Below are 17,515 nucleotides of genomic sequence, written 5' to 3'. Positions count from 1 at the left end.
ACTCCTATTCAGTATTTATTTTAGAATTTTATCTATTCTTTATTCAGAAAAATTCTCTTTTAATTAATTCAATTTCTTCCTGAAAACTATTAGCATAATTCCACCCAAAATATCCTGCAAATTTGCGATCTTCATTAGTATCGAATATATAAACATGGTGTATATTGGCAAAATTAACATACATTTGTATACTACCGCTACCATCTCTAAAATTTAGATGCAGTAATTTTTTATCAAAGATATAGTTTACTGGAGTTAAAACATTTTTAACTTCAGGTATTTTTTTTAAGCGAGATATAACATCATACATAATATTTTTACCAGATAAAATATTATCAGTAATTAAATTAGCTGTTTTAGAACAATTCATATACCAGTGATGAGCATCAACAACTCCTAAAGCTAAGGCTGCATCCACTTGACCGACAGTATAGGCAGTATTTTCCGCCAGGTTAGCATGATCTAAAATATACTCATCTTGTAAAAATATGTTATCAGACGAATTAATGTTAAAGCTTGTCCGAAGCGGATAGGCAATAATATCAGAGGAATGAATTATATTAATCCATCTCAAACTTTGGTTTTTATAATTTTTAGCAAAACATTTAACTTTATTAAAATTAATACCTAACATGGTGTTAAAGAATAAAATAGGAGAACCCATTGTGGTAATACTCCTTAGGTAAACTTGTCTTCTGGAGGTGGAATCACCTAGTCCTTTAATCATTGTACGGATATGAAACGCCGCATCATCAGAATCAAATCTATCGGAGAACAAACTATCCCATAGGATGACGCTTCCCAAGGAATGGGCAACAATATGAAGGTCAGTTTCTTCAGGGTTACGTCTTATAAAGTCCTCTAGTTGATCTGCAATCAGTTCTCTAATTTTTACGCCCCGTTCTTGATTAAGGTAGGTGAAAGCATCTCCAACGAATTCAGATAGAAAGCCTTGTCTAAAGTGTTGATACCTCAAAATGGTTTGAATATCTAAATTTGGAGATTCCTTTTTAACTTCCTGTAAATCTTGATGAATCCAGTTCCACATCCTCCCAACATCATTTAAAACATCGCCCCAAAAACTATAATAAAAGTGAGGGAGTAATTCACCTCTTTTGGTAAACTCTTCTGTAATAAAACCTTTCAATTTATCTCCATATTTAACATCCCGTGTAGCAACCCCGTGAAGAAAAAAGACTAGCATTGTTAAAGTTAATCCTCTAGCTGAAAGAAAAATATCTAAGGAACTCCCTTCATATAAGATTCCCGATGATTTACCTAAAGTAACAGTATTTACTGAAAATTTTCCTAAAATGCTGATTAAACAGAAGTTTGAGGAATTATCCCAGTTAAGTAGGTTTGAACCCTATAATTTTTCAATACTGTAACACTCTTACAATGAGCGATCGCTACAAAAAAGCAGCTTGCCGTTTGAGACAAGCTGCTTTTCTTTCAGTCCACAAAGGTGGGCTTTGTGTTTTTAGCTTCAGGTTTCAACCTGTGGGCGCTGGGGACGCGAACAATGGACTACATCATGCCCATGCCGCCCATGCCGCCCATGCCGCCCATGCCGCCCATGCCGCCCATGCCGCCCATGCCGCCCATGCCGCCCATGCCGCCCATATCGGGGGCACCAGCCGCTTTCTTCTCAGGCTTCTCGACAACCAGGGCTTCAGTGGTCAACACCATCCCGGCAATCGAACCGGCATTTTGCAACGCCGAACGTACAACTTTCGCAGGGTCGATAATCCCAGCGGCGATCAGGTCTTCAAATGTGTCGGTAGCCGCGTTGTAACCGATATTCAAATCAGTCTCGCGCACCTTCTCGACAATGACAGAGCCTTCGACACCGGCATTATCTGCCATCTGACGCAGGGGAGCTTCTAGAGATCTGCCCACAATGTCAGCACCGACTTTTTCTTCGGCGTCCAGACTATTTTTAATGTCAGCAACTTTCTTGCTCAGGTAAATCAGCGTCGCGCCACCGCCTGGAACGATACCTTCTTCCACCGCAGCTTTGGTCGCGTTGAGGGCGTCTTCAATCCGCAGCTTGCGGTCTTTGAGTTCGGTTTCGGTCGCCGCACCCACTTTGATGACGGCGACACCACCGGCAAGCTTAGCAATTCGCTCTTGCAGCTTTTCTTTGTCGTAGTCAGAATCCGTTTCTTCTAGCTGCTTGCGAATTTGGGCAATCCGCTTTTGCACATCTGCCGTCTTGGCATCACCAGCGACGATGGTGGTGTTTTCTTTATCAATGGTGATTTTCTGAGCGGTTCCCAGCATCTCCAGGGAGACGGTATCTAGGCTCAAACCAACTTCTTCTGAGATTAGCTGACCGCCAGTGAGAACGGCGATATCTTGCAGCATCGCTTTGCGGCGTTCGCCAAATCCAGGCGCTTTGATGGCGGCTACATTCAGTACGCCCCGCGCTTTATTTACCACCAAAGTTGCCAAAGCTTCTCCTTCGATGTCTTCGGCAATAATCAGCAAAGCTTGACCGGAACGGGCAACTTTTTCCAAGACGGGAATCAAATCCTGGATAGAGTTGATTTTTTTATCCGTCATCAAAATCCGGACGTTTTCATATTCCACCACCATCCGTTCGGAATCGGTGATGAAGTAGGGAGAAATGTAGCCGCGATCCAGCTGCATCCCCTCGACGACATCCAGTTCCGTTGCCATCGATTTGGATTCTTCAACGGTGATCACGCCGTCTTTGGTGACTTTATCCATCGCTTCGGCAATCATTTTGCCGACTTCTTCATCGTTACCAGCGGAGACGGTTGCCACTTGAGCGATCGCGCTACCTTCCACTGGTTTCGCGATCGCTACAATTTCCTCCACTAAGAAGGCGATCGTTTTTTCGATTCCCCGCCGCAAACTCACTGGATTTGCCCCAGCCGCTACGTTCTTCAAGCCCTCACGAATCATCGCTTGAGCCAGAACCGTCGCTGTCGTCGTGCCATCACCCGCAATATCTTTCGTCTTGGATGCCACTTCCTGAATCAGTCGAGCGCCTGTATTTTCCAGGGGGTCTTCTAATTCAATTTCCTTGGCAACGGTGATACCATCGTTCACAATTTGGGGTGCGCCAAACTTCTTCTCTAGAAGGACATTCCGCCCTTTCGGCCCCAGCGTAATGCGAACGGCGTCTGCCAGGACGTTCACGCCCCGCTCTAGTGCCCGCCGCGATTCGTCATTAAATGCAACGATTTTTGCCATGTTTTAGGTTTTCAGAGCGCTTCCATTAGTCAATTTAGCACTCACTGGCACAGAGTGCTAATCGGAGAGGATGAGAGTCCTCACCTCGACTGATATGGGGGAGGTACATAATAAACAGCTAGAGCAATCAATCGCACGTTTGAGTTACTTTTTGTAACGAAATTGCCGAATTCTCGATAACTAGAGCGGATTGGATTGAATGCGTTTATCATCCACTTTTTGATGCTCTGTCCTTGACAAAGGAAATAATTTATGCGTTCACCAAAAAAAAGAGCGGTAGGGCTGCAACCTTGCTGCGATAGACTTCATCCCATTTGTTGTATCGTTCCTCCTCATATGCTGAAGGAGGTTCTCCAGAATGGCAACCCTGAGCAGCGGGCATGGGCTTTTCAAACCTTAACCGTGTCAGAACAGTTTCGCGGACGGCGCTTGACAGTGGGGAATATCTCGTTCGCAGCATCAGCGGGTGAGAAGCGTCGTACCATCTTTGATGCCAAAAATGGCAACGATCTACCAGGCACCTTGGTGCGGAGTGAAGGCGATCCTCCCAGCGAAGATGCCGCGATCAACGAAGCCTACGACGGATCGGGTGCAACTTATGACTTGTACGAGCAGGTGTTCGAGCGGAATTCCATCGACAATCGAGGGCTGCGTTTGGACTCGACGGTTCATTTTGGCGTGAAGTATGACAACGCTTTTTGGAACGGCGACCAAATGGTCTACGGTGATGGGGATGGAGAGATTTTTGAACGCTTTACTAAGGCGATTGATGTGATTGGTCACGAGCTAACCCACGGCGTCACCCAATATGAAGCCAATCTAATCTATTACGGCGAATCCGGCGCTCTGAATGAATCTTTTTCCGATGTCTTTGGTTCTCTGGTAAAACAGCGGGTTCTCAATCAGACCGCCGAGGAAGCTGACTGGATTATCGGGGAAGGTTTGTTTACCGCCAATGTTAAGGGCGTTGGGATTCGCTCAATGAAGGCACCGGGGACAGCATACGACGACCCAGTGCTAGGCAAAGACCCCCAGCCTGCGACTTATAAAGACCGCTACAAAGGGCTGGAAGATAACGGAGGCGTGCATATTAACTCAGGGATTGCCAACCGTGCCTTTTATTTAGCAGCAGTGGAAATTGGCGGCTACGCTTGGGAAAAGGCAGGGAAAATCTGGTATATCGCTTTACGCGATCGCCTGCGCTCTAGAGCGAATTTTAAACGGGCTGCGAATACTCTCATTACAGTCGCTGGAGAACTCTACGGCGAAGGCTCCAAGGAGCAGAATGCAGTCCGCAAAGGTTGGCAAGAAGTGGGAGTGATTTAAATTAAAAATGCGTGCATTAAAAATGGAAGAGGCAATTCTTCATTTTTAATTTCTGCGTGCAGCTGCCATCAGCCATTCCAGCAGCGGTCTTAAGTTTCCAGGTACGGCGGATTCACTCACTAAAACAGTATGTTGCTGAGTGTTTTCTTCCACCGTTAGCTTGTACTGAAAGCGGTCGGGTTGGGGAGTGTTGGAAGCGATCGCGGCAGGCAAATCAAAGAAATCAGCTGCGTCAATCAGGAGGCGCAGCTGATTTGCTTCATTTGCAGGCAGAGTCGTAATGTCAAAAACTTTTGTCAGGCGCATCCCAGCAAAGCCGCCAGTCCGTTCAAAAGAAATTCGCATAGTTTCCCTCGCAGGGAGCAAGACTAACTCCATAGTAAGCAGTGATGGATGTTATTCTTCGTCTGCCTCTCTCTTTCCCACTCCGACCGCGAGGAGAGCGTCACTACGCTCACAGTCCTCTGCCGCTATGGTCGCTATGCCATCACCATACCGCCGTCCACATTGAGCGTTTGACCCGTGATATAGGCGGCAGCCGGATCGGCGGCTAGGAATCGAACTAAACCAGCAACCTCCTCTGGTTGACCGTAACGACCGAGGGGGATGAATTTTAAGATTTCCTCTGATTTGATATTGCTCGTCATATCGGTGGCGATAAATCCAGGGGCAACAGCATTGACTGTAATGCCGCGAGTGGCGAGTTCTTTGGCGACGGTTTTTGTAAACCCAATCACTCCCGCTTTGGCAGCGCTGTAGTTTGCCTGACCGGGGTTGCCCATCTGACCGGCAACGGATGAAATATTAATAATGCGCCCGGAGCGTTGCTTCAGCATCACCTTACTGATAGCTCGCGTACACAAAAAGACGCCAGTGAGGTTAAGGTCAATCACGGCTTGCCAATCTTCCGGCTTCATCCGCAACAACAGGGTATCGCGGGTAATTCCAGCATTATTCACCAAGACATCAACGCGCTTCCACTTCTCCATCACGGTGTTCAGGAGGGCGTCTACTTGATCGGCTTTGGATACGTCTGCTTGGAGGGCGATCGCACTACCGCCTGCTGCGGTAATTTCACTCACGACTTCTTCGGCTGCTCCACTAGAACTGGCATAGTTAATCGCTACACTGGCTCCCTCAGATGCCAATTCTAGGGCGATCGCTCGACCAATTCCTCGTGAAGCGCCGGTAACGATGGCAACCTGTCCGCGCAATCTTTGCTGGCTCTCTGGCAATGCTTCCATCAATAAATTCCTCTCGATCCGTTATGAACGCGGTTATTTAACTGCGCTAACGATCTTAGGTCGATTCGTACCTCGGACTGAACGAATCAATACGCCAAAAGATTACGATTGTCGTGAAAGAGCAGAAAACACTTTGATCGCATGGCAACTAAAAAGCAGTTCAACAATTTCCAAGAGTTACTGTCTGGGTCTGAAAAGCCAGTGTTGGTGGATTTTTACGCGACTTGGTGCGGTCCTTGTCAGATGATGGTCCCGATTCTGGAGCAGGTAAGCGCCCAGATGAACGAACGGTTACAGGTTGTAAAAATTGATACGGATAAATATCCAAACTTGGCGAGCCAATATCAAATTCACGCCCTACCAACGTTGGTTTTATTTAAAAATAGTCAGGTAGTTGAGCGCATTGAGGGTGTGCTGACAGCTCCACAACTCATCCAGCGCCTAGAAGCGTTGGTTTAAGGCTACATCGGCAGTATCTGGGTGTAACCAATAGCTCTCTTTGGTGAAAGCATCCGGAGCTGCTGACGATCGCAGACGCGGATATGTACGGGAACTCCTATCTTGCCGGCTTCTGAGTCAGGTGCCAAGCCAGCCCGGAACTTGACTTCCGGGCTAATCTCTCAACTTAGTGCGGATCTCGGAAAGCTGGGATAAGTGCTGCGAGGGGAGGCTGCATTTCACCACCGAGATGCCAAACCGAACTTCATTTCTGGAGAGCAGTTGGTAATCAACAACGCTAAAGAAAGCGAACCCTTAAATCATCTGCCAAGAGTCATTAGTTTGTTGCTAATGACTCTTGGCAAATGACTGAAGACCCATCACTACTTACGGATGTTTAGCCCATCAAAAGGGAATCGGATGAGCGATCGCTATCATACGGAAGGCTTTCTCAGCTTCAACACAAGTTGCCTAGTCTTGAGAAGTGCCTGGAGCAACGCTTGATTCTGGAGAACTATTGGGAGGAGCCACCACAACCCCTTTATCCCCACGTTGCTCGCGTTTTTTTCGATCTGCTTTTAGCATATCTTCCATAGCCAGCTGCATTTGAGCCATTTTCTCCAAATTGCTGCGATACAGCTCTAGGTCTTTGAGTAATTTATCTTCTGGCAGGTTTAAGGCATTACAGATTTGCTTGAGCGCCTCAATCCGCTGCTTTTCGTCTTTTACCAAATCGGAATCTGCTACTTCCAGCAGCGTAAATAAACCAATCGCAAACAAACGGCTGTACTTAAACGGAGAATTGTTAGCGATGGCCTGCACAGCAGCGTGCAAGTCATCAGCGCCGTGACTAGGAGCCGTTGGGTTTAACCAGGCAACGATATCCTTCCCACCCAGACGCATGGCTAATTCTTCCAGCCGCTGGGCATCCTGCTTGTACTGTTGCGGCTCGTTCTCGACTGCTCGACAGAGGGCTTCAAAAATCGGTTCTTTATCTCGTTCTGGTCGATAGCCTTGCATGAAGCGGTTAAAGGATGTCACCACGCCCAATGCATAAATGGGGTCGTAGCGAAAGTCCACATTGACCGAAAGCAAGTGCATTTCCACCATCAACTCTTCTACCACCCGCCGGTAGATGGAGTTAATGGGGCGGGTGTGTAGGGTATAGAAAGTTCTTTTGGTGTCTGATACAGTGCGGACGTTATTCACCGGAAAATTTTAAGTTTGAGGGCGATGTAAACTCATTGTCACAGCTTTTGGACACCTTTGCCAAGGCAATGTCTTGTAGAGACTCCCGGCGATACAATGCCGGGGATCGCAGAAATTATTCTATTGGTAATTGGGAAAAGGGTCTTAGAAGTTAGAGATACGCCTTCCTTATCCTAAATTCCGATTGCTGATTACCCATTATCGATTAGCCATTCCCAATGACTTTTTCTCCTGAACTAACGCTCCTGGCTCAATATATAGCTGGAGAATTTGAGAATTCAGAACAAGCGACAAGAGAACCCGCTTGGTACGTAAACCTCCGCCTTTGGCTGCGACCCGTACCGCTGTTTGCAGAAGATAGCCTCACCCTGTTTGCAGAGCAAGCGAACATCCTGCAACTGGATCGTCCCTATCGTCCTCGGATTCTGCGCCTGCGCCACAGCGACACCTCTCAAGCCTCGCTGATGGTGCAATACTATATGCTGAAAGATCCCGATCGGGTCAGAGGTGCCGGTCAAAATCCAGCCTTGCTGAAGACGCTTACACCAGAACAGATGGAACTTCTCCCCGGCTGTACCCTCGCCGTCATTCAGCAACCCTTAGCTCAAAATACCTATCACTTTTCTACCGCACCCGCGACTGATGCCCCCTGCTGTTTTACCTATCAAGGAGAAACTTACCAGGTTTCTTTAGGGTTTGAGGCGCGGCATCAAGAATTTAGAAGCTATGACAAGGGAATTGACCCCCAAACAGGCAGAGCCATCTGGGGGGCACTGCTTGGCCCCTATATTTTCACTAAGCGCGAAGATTTTTCCGCTGAGCTAGCAATTTGAAATCTTTTGTCCTTAGTTAAGGACGATTGACTGCATAACTCATGAATAATTTAGCTGACCATGCTGCGAGGCACTCCTTCAAGAGCCTCTTCCTCGGTTTCAAAAATTTCAAACACCGAATCCATCATGGTGACTTCAAAAACGAGTTTTGCCTCTGGATGGACGTTACATATGCGGAAACTGCCTTTTACTTTGTCAGCATCTCGCATTCCTGCCACCAAGGATGTTAGACCAGAGCTGTCAATAAAATTAACTTGACCGAGATTCACAACTACGTGGCGACTGAGTTTGGAAATACATTCCTGCAACTTCAGACGAAACTGCCATGCGGTTGTAATATCCAGGCGTCCAGTGGGGGCTAAGACGATGACTGTCGTCCCGTCTTGAGTCGTATGTGTTCTCTGATCGATATGAATCACCAAGACCTCCTTGCTCCGGAAGCTCCGTCTATATTTAATATCTAGATAGGAGCCGCATTTTACTACGATTGCTCCCATGATTTGAGCTTTCAGTAGTCTAACTCTAACTTAGAGATTAGAGCTACCAAAAATTCAGCTCGCCTAATCTTAAAGCAAAGCTTGAAAAAAATTACATTAAATTCGGCTTCTAGCAGACTGGATTGGCGCGATCGCCCATTAAGATAGCACTCAGAATCATACAGGTAGAAGATTCCAGTGTTACTCACAACTCTGCTTCAATATCCGGAAAAAAGGGATCGCCTCCTCTTCTAGGGGAGAGGATGGTTCCAGGGGCATCCGGGGGGTTGAAGCAGTCGTTACAGTTCTCGTAGATTTCTAATACCGAATCCATCATGGTGATTTCCAGCACCACCTTGGCGGCTGGAAGCAGATTGCAAAGGCGGAAACTCCCGTTTACCTTATCCGCATCTCGCATCCCTGCCACCAATGAGGTGAGGCCAGAACTATCAATAAAATTCACTCTCCCAAGATTTACGACCACATGACGACTGAGTGTATAAAGACTCTCTTGTAATTTCACGCGAAATTGCAAAGCTGTGGTGATATCCAGCCGTCCTGTTGGTGTCAAAACGATAATCTTCGTGCCGTTTTGGGTCGTGTATGTTTTCTGGTCGATGTGAAGCACGAACACTCACCTCTAAAGATGGGCAAGTATATCAACCGGGTGCGATGAGAGCGGGATTTTTCCCGTAGTCTAACTCAGACCTGCGATTCCGAGGGAGGTGTCCAGTTTGCCCAATCTTGCGGCTTTAAGAAAGTTTCATAAAGCTCGGCTTCTGGGGTGTTTGGTTCGGGTTGATAGCCATATTCCCAGCGAACTAGAGGCGGTAAAGACATCAAAATTGACTCGGTGCGCCCGTTCGTCTGAAGACCAAAAATGGTGCCTCGGTCGTAGACGAGGTTAAATTCCACATAGCGACCGCGACGATAAAGCTGGAAATTCCGCTGGCGATCGCTATATTCCATCTTTTGCCGCCGCTCGGCAATGGGAACGTAAGCCGGTAAAAATGTCTGACCACAATGCTGCACAAAGGCGAATAAATCTTCCCAGTTGCGTGGGGAAGGCGTCCCCACTTGGTTGCTGTAAACAGCTGCTGGTCCATCGGCGTGCGGGCCGCGATACAAGGCTCCCTGACCATCTTGATAGTCAAAGAAGAGTCCTCCAACGCCCCGCGTTTCTTGCCGGTGCTTCAGATAAAAATATTCATCGCACCAGAGTTTAAACGTGGGGTAGTACTCTGGGTGATGGGCATCACAGGCTTGCTTTAAAGTGCGGTGAAATTGAGCGACATCTTCTGCAAACGGGTAGTAAGGGGTTAAATCGATCCCACCGCCAAACCACCAAACTGGCCCTGCCTCAAAGTAGCGATAATTGAGGTGAACCGTCGGGACGTAGGGATTGCGCGGATGCAAGACCATTGAGGTGCCAGTCGCATAAAAGCCGTGCCCAGCCGCCTCCGGGCGTTGCGCCAGAATCGACGGAGGTAACTGTTGACCCCAGACTTCAGAAAAATTAACGCCACCCTGTTCAAAAACTGCGCCCTCGCGGAGGACGCGGGAACGACCGCCGCCGCCTTCTTCTCGTTCCCAGGCATCTTGTTGAAATTTCCCAACTCCATCCAGTTGTTCCAAACCTTCGCAGATTTGGTCTTGCAGCTGCTGCATAAACTGGCTGACCCTAGCTTTCGAGTCATCTGGGGGCAAAACCTTAGCAGAAGTAGTTACGTCCGTCTGAAAAGCTGTCATAATCTCAAGTCAATATTGTTCACAAAAGCGATTGGGAAAGGAAAAAGGTATTGAATTGAATAAATCGGGATGGGAGTTCGCCTGAGTTCACCCAGGATACCGGCTTGTACGGGCGCGATCGCTTGTACCACGTCAGCTTGCTTTTCGGGGTCAGGGTGAGCCGCTTTAATCGGGTCAAAGCACTCAACTCTATGCGATCGCAGGGGAACTTACAGCCTATCTTAAATCGGGTCTGCTGAACCCAAGCAGCAAGTTGAATAAAGCGTCTACAGGCTATCGAAATATCCTACAGGGGGATGCTACCTAATGATCCCAGGGATTAAAGTAATAAGTTCCCTTGAAGACTTGGTGCGAGGAGGAGTGTTGTGATTCTCAATTTTTCCTTAAAGTTTATCGCTGGTCGAGAGGGTTTTTCCTTTAAATTTTCCCTGGTTCGGACTTACCGCGCCGTTAGTTCTGCTTCTGTGGATGTCCTCTGGCAAAAATTAATCAATATTGGCGATGTATCCTGGCATCCTCTACTTGCCAGCACCAATGTCCCCAGCGGGTTGATTGCCAAACCGGGATTGATTTACAAGGTAGTCACGCGCTGGCTACCTATTCCCATCCGGGTTTTTGTTGAGCGTGTCCGTCCCTGTGAGTTACTCAGTGTGAGAATGCTGGCAATCCCAGGAGTTGAGAAACGGGTGACGTACCAGGTAGAATCGACGGTCTGCGGCACGTATGTATCTTATTCAGTGACGTTGCGCGGTTGGTTGTCACCTTTAATTTGGTGGATGATTGGCTCTTACTCAGCTCGTGTTGCTACTGAATTAGCCCAAGCTGCCGAACAGGTGGGTTTACAAGCTCAAGGCTAGAAACTAGAGAGGACTGAGGACTGAGGACTGAGGACTGAGGGCTGAGGGCTGAGGGCTGAGGGCTGAGAACTGAGAATACAGGTTTCAGGAGAGGGGGAGAGGCAAATAGAGGGAGTTATCAATTAGTAATTAGTAATTAACAATCTAAATTTAGACCCTGAACTGCATAGCGCGATCGCGTCAAACAAACCGTTAAGATACTTGAAGAGAGAGAACCCCGATCGTTTTGTCCCAGGTGCAATATCTGGGATAAGGAATGCAAGTAACCTAGTTATGCTCGATGCCAGCTCAGTTTTAGAAGTATTGCGACCCGTGCAAGATCCCGAACTCCGCAAGAGTTTGGTCGAGTTGAACATGATTCGCAATGTGCAAATTGACTCCGGAAAAGTCAGCTTCACTCTGGTGCTGACGACACCTGCCTGTCCACTACGCCAGTTCATCGTGGAAGAGTGCGAACAGGCACTCAAGAAAAATTTGCCAGAAGTGACAGATGTCGTGGTAGATGTCACCGCTGAGACACCCCAACAAAAGTCGCTTCCGGATCGCGCCGGAATTGCTGGTGTAAAGAATATCATCGCGATTTCTAGTGGCAAGGGCGGTGTGGGCAAAAGTACTGTAGCGGTGAATGTGGCAGTGGCTTTAGCACATTTAGGAGCTAAAGTCGGTCTGATTGATGCGGATATTTATGGGCCTAATGACCCGACAATGCTGGGATTGCCAGACGCCAAGGTAAGCGTGCGGCAAGGTGCTAATGGTGAAGAGTTGGAACCGGCTTTTAACTACGGCGTCAAATTAGTTTCAATGGGGTTTTTGATTGATAAGGATCAGCCGGTGATCTGGCGGGGACCCATGCTGAATGGAATTATTCGCCAGTTTCTCTACCAAGTACAGTGGGGGGAACTGGATTATTTGATTGTAGATATGCCTCCCGGCACTGGAGATGCCCAGTTAACGCTAGCGCAAGCGGTGCCAATGGCTGGGGTAGTCATTGTAACGACGCCGCAGACGGTGGCTTTGTTGGATTCGCGTAAGGGCTTGAAGATGTTCCAGCAGTTGGGAGTATCCGTGTTGGGAATGGTGGAAAATATGAGTTATTTTATTCCGCCGGATATGCCCGACAAGCAGTATGACATTTTTGGCTCTGGAGGCGGTGAAAAGATGGCGCAAGAACTCGGCGTACCGTTGCTGGGCTGCGTACCGCTAGAAATGCCCGTGCGAGAGGGGGGCGATGCAGGAGTGCCGATTGTGGTTGCCGATCCAGAGTCGGCTTCTGCGAAAGCGCTGATGGCGATCGCTCAAGCGATCGCGGGCAAAGTTTCTGTCGCTGCCTTAACTTAAGAAAAATTAAAAAGGTAAAGTAAAAAATTTGCCTTTTTAATTTTTAACTTTTAATTTTTAATTGTTTAGCAATGTTGCATAAGTCACTAACTGGTTTTCGCTGGCGATCGCTGCTCTCCCCTTGGCAAGAGGTAGATTGGCTGCTATTGGGACTGATTGTTGGACTCACCATTTTTGGAGGTGTGATGATCCGCAGTGCCGAACTTAACCAGGGATTGACCGACTGGTGGTGGCACTGGCTGGTGGGCCTCATTGGGCTGATATTGGCGATGTTTATCGCGCGATCGCGTTACGAGAACCTGCTCCAGTGGCACTGGATTCTTTATGGCATTACCAACTTGTCCCTGATCGCGGTGATGATTATTGGTACCAGCGCCAAAGGTGCCCAAAGATGGATTACTATCGGCGACTTTAACATTCAACCCTCTGAATTTGCCAAATTAGGGGTGATAATCACCCTGGCTGCTATTCTACATGCTCGACCCGCCTCCACGATTCCCGCTGTTTTGAGAGCTTTAGCGGTGACTGGGGTTCCCTGGATTTTAGTATTTTTGCAGCCCGACCTGGGAACCTCCTTGGTGTTTGGAGCGATCGTGCTGGGTATGCTCTACTGGGGGAATGCCAATCCCGGCTGGCTAATCCTGCTAGCTTCTCCAGTGATTTCGGCTATCTTGTTTAACGTATTTATGCCCGGATGGTTCATCTGGACGGCAATCATGGGCATTATTGGTTGGCGCACCTTACCGTGGCCTTTGTCGGGTGCCATTGGAGCGATTGTCGTCAACTTGGTGGGAGGCGAGTTAGGGCAAATCTTCTGGGGAGTTTTGAAAGACTATCAAAAAGACAGATTGATTTTGTTCCTTAACCCGGATCTAGACCCCCTCGGCGGCGGATACCATCTGATCCAATCTCGTATTGCCATTGGCGCAGGCGAACTTTGGGGACGAGGGCTTCACAAGGGAACCCAAACCCAACTTAACTTTATTCCGGAACAGCACACTGACTTCATTTTCTCTGCCATTGGTGAAGAATTCGGACTTGCAGGCAGTTTCTTTCTGCTATTTATCTTTTGGTTGATCTGCCTGCGCTTGGTGATTATTGCCCAAAATGCCAAAGACAACTTTGGATCTTTATTAGCAATTGGCGTCTTATCGATGATTGTGTTTCAGGTGGTCGTTAACCTAGGCATGACGATGGGACTTGCACCCGTAACCGGCATTCCCCTTCCCTGGGTTAGTTATGGTCGTTCGGCGATGTTGAAGAATTTTTTGGCGCTGGGGATTGTAGAGTCTGTAGCAAATTATCGACACCGATTGAAGTTTTAGCTTTTTGTCATTCGTTATAGGTCGCTGGTTTGACCTATGACGAATGACAGCTAACTGCTATTAAGCTAATAAATGAAAACTTAACCGAGAAAAAATCATGATTCTGCCTGGAGCGGTTGTTCAAGTAAAGAACACTAACGATATCTACTACGGCTATAAAGGGCTAGTTCAACGGGTTGGCGAGGGAAAGGCAGCAGTCCTATTTGAAGGGGGAAATTGGGATAAACTCGTCACCTTCCAACTATCAGAATTAGAACTTGCAGAGACAACAGCAGGTCGCAAAAAAGCAAAATAAGATTGGAAAAAAGTAATTGGTAATTAGTCATGCTTCAAAGTTCATGGTTTTTACCTAAAGAAACATGAACGACTAATTACCGATTACCCATTACCGATTATCCATTACCAAAAATATGCGACTTCCCCTGCCACAGTTTGCCACAGGCGATCGCCCCGCCAACCATATTGCTGAGGTGATTGAGACGGCAACGACTGAATTCCTGGCACAGTGTCTCGATCCAGAAGACTTGAGCTTCCCTGTCATGCCAGCCTTTGGCAGTTGGGTCAAAGCTACGGATGAAGAGTCGGGAAATCTCGTCTTTGCTGTTGTTTATCATGCGGCGACCAGTCCCATTGATTCCATTCACCGCGCAAGAGCCTTGGGGCTATCATTGCAGGAACTGCGAGAGCAGCAACCCCAAATATTTGCCATGCTGAAAACCGAGTTCCGCGCCGCTATTGTTGGTTTTGAAGCTACCCATCAAGGGGTCAATGGTTCTAAGCGCCTGGGTGGAACGATTTATCAGTACCTGCCGCCTCGTCCGCCGCAAATTCATCAAGCGGTTTACCAGTGCGAACCGGAGGAAATTGTTCACTTCAGCGAACAGATGGATTTCTTAAGAACCTTATTGCAGGTCATGGGTGCGCCGGTGGAGGCGCTGATTGCAGCAGCGATTCGAGAAATTTATCAACTACGCAAGGCTGACCGTGACTGGTTGGTGCAGGCAGGACGAACCCTCAGCGTCCTTCTCAAGGACGACTACGACCGCTTGAGGTACATTTTGAGCCAAATCCGTTTATAGGCAGCGGATGCCCTAGAAACTTAACGCCTAAAAATTAAAGGTGTCTTGTCCTCAAAATATCCGTCCTTCGCGCTTAGGGCGCAAAAACTTCTGTAACTCTACTTCCATTGGGGCATCCCGTAGATCCAAAATATATTCATCTACTGCACCCAGCACCCCTATTTCTTTAGGGTAGGGCGCAAAAAACGGTTTTTCTGTAGGATGTCTCCAGTGATACCACCATGTTTTCAAAAGTCAGCATCGCTGACTTTTGCAAGCATCGCTTCAAACTCATCTCCAAGCCGCTGTTTATGGAACCGATTTTGCATGTGTTCCGAGAGGAACCAATTGTTCCCTTCGCTCTTTTGCTAGTAGTCATCTTGACCGTGCCCATCCTTTTTGAGCGGCTGCGACTGCCAGGACTGGTTGGTTTGCTGGTAGCGGGAGTGGTTCTTGGGCCTAATGGGTTGCAGCTGCTTCAGAAAGAATCAGAGACGATGAAGCTGCTATCAGATATCGGGTTAGTTTACCTGATGTTTGTGGCAGGGCTAGAAGTTGACATTGAACAGTTCCGCAAAACGAAGCATCGCTCTGCCGGTTTTGGCACGTTTACCTTTTTAGTGCCCCTAATTATGGGAACAATCGTGGGGCGTGTATTCAACTTTGACTGGAACGCTTCAATTTTGATTGGCTCTCTGTTTGCCTCCCATACTCTCTTGGCTTACCCGATTGTGAGCCGTCTCGGCGTTGTAGGGAACGAAGCCGTCACGGTGACAATTGGAGCGACCATCTTCACTGATGTTGGCGCTCTACTGGTATTGGCTGTTTGTGTGGGAATTCATGGGGGTGACTTCACGGTTGTGAAGCTACTCACCCTTTTTGGTTCTTTGATTGTCTACTCTGCCGTCATTTTGTTTGGCTTTGACTGGGTGGGTCGAGAGTTTTTCCGGCGCACTGGGCAAGAAGAAGGCAATCAATTTTTATTTGTACTCTTGGCACTATTTCTCGCATCGTTGGGTGCCCAGCTAATCGGTGTGGAAAAAATTGTCGGAGCTTTCCTTGCCGGTCTGGCGGTGAATGATGTTGTGGGGGAAGGGCAAGTAAAAGAAAAGGTGGTTTTTGTCGGAAGCGTCCTGTTTATCCCCATTTTCTTTGTGGATATGGGGCTACTGATTGATATCCCAGCATTTATTAAAACGCTCAGTTCTATCTGGCTGACGCTAGCGATTGTAGTGGGTTTGATTGGTAGTAAGTTTTTAGCGGCTCTGTTGGCTAAATTTGTCTACCGCTACAACTGGCGCGAGATGCTCGTGATGTGGTCGCTGTCGCTGCCCCAGGTTGCGGCAACGCTGGCTGCTACTCTCGTCGGCTACCGGGTTGGACTACTAACGGAAGAGGTTTTAAACAGCGTTATTGTCTTAATGCTGGTGACGGCAACGCTAGGACCGTTGATTACCAGTCAGTTCGCACCCGGATTAACCGTAACGGAAGCTGAGCCACTGGAGAGCGATAAAACTCGACTGGATGGGGAAAAGGCATCGGCAAGCCATCCTTTTACAGTAGTTGTACCCGTCTACAATCCGCAAACTGAGAAGTATTTGATGGAAATGGCAGCGCTATTGGCGCGGCATGAAGCTGGACGAATTGTGCCTTTAGCGATTACGACAACCAATGCTCAGATGGACGCACCGCAAATGGAAGCTGCGTTCCAACGCAGTGAGATGCTACTTGAGCGAGCCACGGAACTCGCTGGGGAACTGGGTGTGAAAACCGAGCCGTTGCTGCGCCTAGATGACGACATTGCTCGCGGAATTAGCCGCGCTAGCCGCGAACAAAAAGCGAGTTTAATTGTGATGGGCTGGGGCAAACGGACGGGCTTCAGGGCGCGTTTGTTTGGCAATGTGATTGATAGCGTGCTGTGGGCGTCCCATTGTCCAGTTGTGGTGACACGCCTCTTGGATTCACCTATGAATTTTCACCGCATTTTGGTGCCGGTGGAAAACTTGACGGGGCAAGGGACGCAACCGTTACGGTTTGCGAAAATTCTAGCCGATTCCAATCAAGCTCAGGTAACGTTGTTACACGTCTGCAATGCTAGAACTTCGGCAGCTAAGGTAGCGTGGACGCGATCGCAACTGTCTCTTTTAGCCTCAAAGTGGGCACCGGAGACGAACTTTGAGATTGAAGTGATTAAGCATGAGAATGTGGCGCAAGCGATTCTCAATACAGCTCGTTCGTTTGATTTGATTGTATTGCGATCGCTACGATACCGCACTGCGGGCGGTCTGGAAGTTAGCGATATCACGACCCAGCTGGTTCAACATCTCGCTTGCTCTGTGGTGCTGTTAGGGGAGCCGCAACGAACCACCACCGGCGTGCTTCTCCCCAAGCCGTCGCCAAGGGTTGCCAACGATAATGTCTTAACGTGAGTAATTGGTTT

18 protein-coding genes are annotated in these 17,515 nt (G+C 48.0%); 9 read left to right on the top strand and 9 right to left on the bottom strand.

Annotated features, from left to right (window positions below; all coding sequences use genetic code 11):
• Positions 1–43: 43 nt before the first annotated feature.
• Together NDI33_RS20605 and groL are read right to left on the bottom strand one after the other, a co-directional pair.
• Positions 44–1,204, bottom strand: coding sequence for a hypothetical protein (locus tag NDI33_RS20605; protein ID WP_190679335.1), 1,161 nt, complete (start codon positions 1,202–1,204; stop codon positions 44–46).
• 323 nt (positions 1,205–1,527) lie between these two features.
• Positions 1,528–3,222: a chaperonin GroEL gene (gene groL / locus NDI33_RS20600; protein ID WP_190432341.1), complete on the bottom strand. Its 1,695-nt coding sequence runs from the start codon at positions 3,220–3,222 to the stop codon at positions 1,528–1,530.
• A gap of 252 nt (positions 3,223–3,474) precedes the next feature.
• Between groL and NDI33_RS20595 the strand changes: the two genes are divergently transcribed.
• Positions 3,475–4,548, top strand: coding sequence for a M4 family metallopeptidase (locus NDI33_RS20595; RefSeq protein WP_199299430.1), 1,074 nt, complete (start codon positions 3,475–3,477; stop codon positions 4,546–4,548).
• Between the two features lie 45 nt (positions 4,549–4,593).
• Here the strand turns inward: NDI33_RS20595 and NDI33_RS20590 are convergent, their stop codons facing one another.
• Both NDI33_RS20590 and fabG read right to left on the bottom strand, forming a co-directional pair.
• Positions 4,594–4,893 (bottom strand): protealysin inhibitor emfourin, encoded by a 300-nt coding sequence (locus NDI33_RS20590; RefSeq protein ID WP_190679333.1) that lies wholly within the window; start codon positions 4,891–4,893, stop codon positions 4,594–4,596.
• Positions 4,894–5,027: 134 nt separating this feature from the next.
• Positions 5,028–5,792: a 3-oxoacyl-[acyl-carrier-protein] reductase gene (fabG, locus tag NDI33_RS20585; protein WP_190411704.1), complete on the bottom strand. Its 765-nt coding sequence runs from the start codon at positions 5,790–5,792 to the stop codon at positions 5,028–5,030.
• A 141-nt stretch (positions 5,793–5,933) separates the two neighbouring features.
• On the opposite strand from fabG, the gene trxA reads away from it, so the two are divergent.
• Positions 5,934–6,251, top strand: coding sequence for a thioredoxin (gene trxA / locus NDI33_RS20580; RefSeq protein WP_190411703.1), 318 nt, complete (start codon positions 5,934–5,936; stop codon positions 6,249–6,251).
• A 450-nt stretch (positions 6,252–6,701) separates the two neighbouring features.
• Here trxA and psb29 read toward each other — a convergent pair whose 3' ends face one another.
• The gene (psb29, locus tag NDI33_RS20575) at positions 6,702–7,439 is read right to left on the bottom strand and encodes a photosystem II biogenesis protein Psp29 (protein ID WP_190425383.1); all 738 of its coding nucleotides are present in this window, start codon (positions 7,437–7,439) and stop codon (positions 6,702–6,704) included.
• Positions 7,440–7,657: 218 nt separating this feature from the next.
• Between psb29 and NDI33_RS20570 the strand changes: the two genes are divergently transcribed.
• Positions 7,658–8,272, top strand: a complete 615-nt coding sequence (locus NDI33_RS20570) for a chromophore lyase CpcT/CpeT (protein WP_190679332.1) — start codon at positions 7,658–7,660, stop codon at positions 8,270–8,272.
• 50 nt (positions 8,273–8,322) lie between these two features.
• On the opposite strand, the gene NDI33_RS20565 is transcribed toward NDI33_RS20570, so the two are convergent.
• From NDI33_RS20565 to hemF, 3 genes are all read right to left on the bottom strand, one after another.
• Entirely contained in the window at positions 8,323–8,691 is a 369-nt protein-coding gene (locus tag NDI33_RS20565; RefSeq protein ID WP_190411700.1) for an STAS domain-containing protein, read from the bottom strand.
• 262 nt (positions 8,692–8,953) lie between these two features.
• Positions 8,954–9,376, bottom strand: a complete 423-nt coding sequence (locus tag NDI33_RS20560; protein WP_190425388.1) for an anti-sigma factor antagonist — start codon at positions 9,374–9,376, stop codon at positions 8,954–8,956.
• 74 nt (positions 9,377–9,450) lie between these two features.
• Positions 9,451–10,497 carry an oxygen-dependent coproporphyrinogen oxidase gene (hemF, locus tag NDI33_RS20555; RefSeq protein WP_190679330.1) on the bottom strand — a complete coding sequence of 349 codons (1,047 nt, stop codon included), beginning with the start codon at positions 10,495–10,497 and terminating at the stop codon, positions 9,451–9,453.
• A gap of 365 nt (positions 10,498–10,862) precedes the next feature.
• Between hemF and NDI33_RS20550 the strand changes: the two genes are divergently transcribed.
• The 5 genes from NDI33_RS20550 to NDI33_RS20530 all read left to right on the top strand — a co-directional run bounded on the left by NDI33_RS20550 (position 10,863) and on the right by NDI33_RS20530 (position 15,096).
• Positions 10,863–11,354 (top strand): SRPBCC family protein, encoded by a 492-nt coding sequence (locus tag NDI33_RS20550; RefSeq protein ID WP_190411696.1) that lies wholly within the window; start codon positions 10,863–10,865, stop codon positions 11,352–11,354.
• A gap of 273 nt (positions 11,355–11,627) precedes the next feature.
• Complete coding sequence (locus NDI33_RS20545) at positions 11,628–12,692, top strand: Mrp/NBP35 family ATP-binding protein (RefSeq protein WP_190679326.1); 1,065 nt, start codon at positions 11,628–11,630, stop codon at positions 12,690–12,692.
• Between the two features lie 71 nt (positions 12,693–12,763).
• A complete protein-coding gene (gene rodA, locus NDI33_RS20540) occupies positions 12,764–14,017 on the top strand; it encodes a rod shape-determining protein RodA (protein ID WP_190425394.1) in 1,254 nt (417 codons plus the stop codon).
• A 97-nt stretch (positions 14,018–14,114) separates the two neighbouring features.
• A complete protein-coding gene (locus tag NDI33_RS20535) occupies positions 14,115–14,312 on the top strand; it encodes an NAD(P)H dehydrogenase subunit NdhS (RefSeq protein WP_190411693.1) in 198 nt (65 codons plus the stop codon).
• Positions 14,313–14,427: 115 nt separating this feature from the next.
• A complete protein-coding gene (locus NDI33_RS20530) occupies positions 14,428–15,096 on the top strand; it encodes an HAS-barrel domain-containing protein (RefSeq protein ID WP_190411692.1) in 669 nt (222 codons plus the stop codon).
• A 51-nt stretch (positions 15,097–15,147) separates the two neighbouring features.
• Here NDI33_RS20530 and NDI33_RS20525 read toward each other — a convergent pair whose 3' ends face one another.
• Complete coding sequence (locus tag NDI33_RS20525; RefSeq protein WP_190679324.1) at positions 15,148–15,327, bottom strand: hypothetical protein; 180 nt, start codon at positions 15,325–15,327, stop codon at positions 15,148–15,150.
• A 59-nt stretch (positions 15,328–15,386) separates the two neighbouring features.
• Between NDI33_RS20525 and NDI33_RS20520 the strand changes: the two genes are divergently transcribed.
• On the top strand, positions 15,387–17,504 hold the full coding sequence (locus NDI33_RS20520; protein WP_190425425.1) for a cation:proton antiporter: 2,118 nt from the start codon (positions 15,387–15,389) through the stop codon (positions 17,502–17,504).
• Positions 17,505–17,515: the final 11 nt, after the last annotated feature.

It is taken from the genome of Trichocoleus sp. DQ-A1 (assembly GCF_039961955.1).
Taxonomy (GTDB): Bacteria; Cyanobacteriota; Cyanobacteriia; order Cyanobacteriales; family FACHB-T130; genus FACHB-T130.
This window is presented reverse-complemented; position numbering and strand designations above follow the sequence as displayed.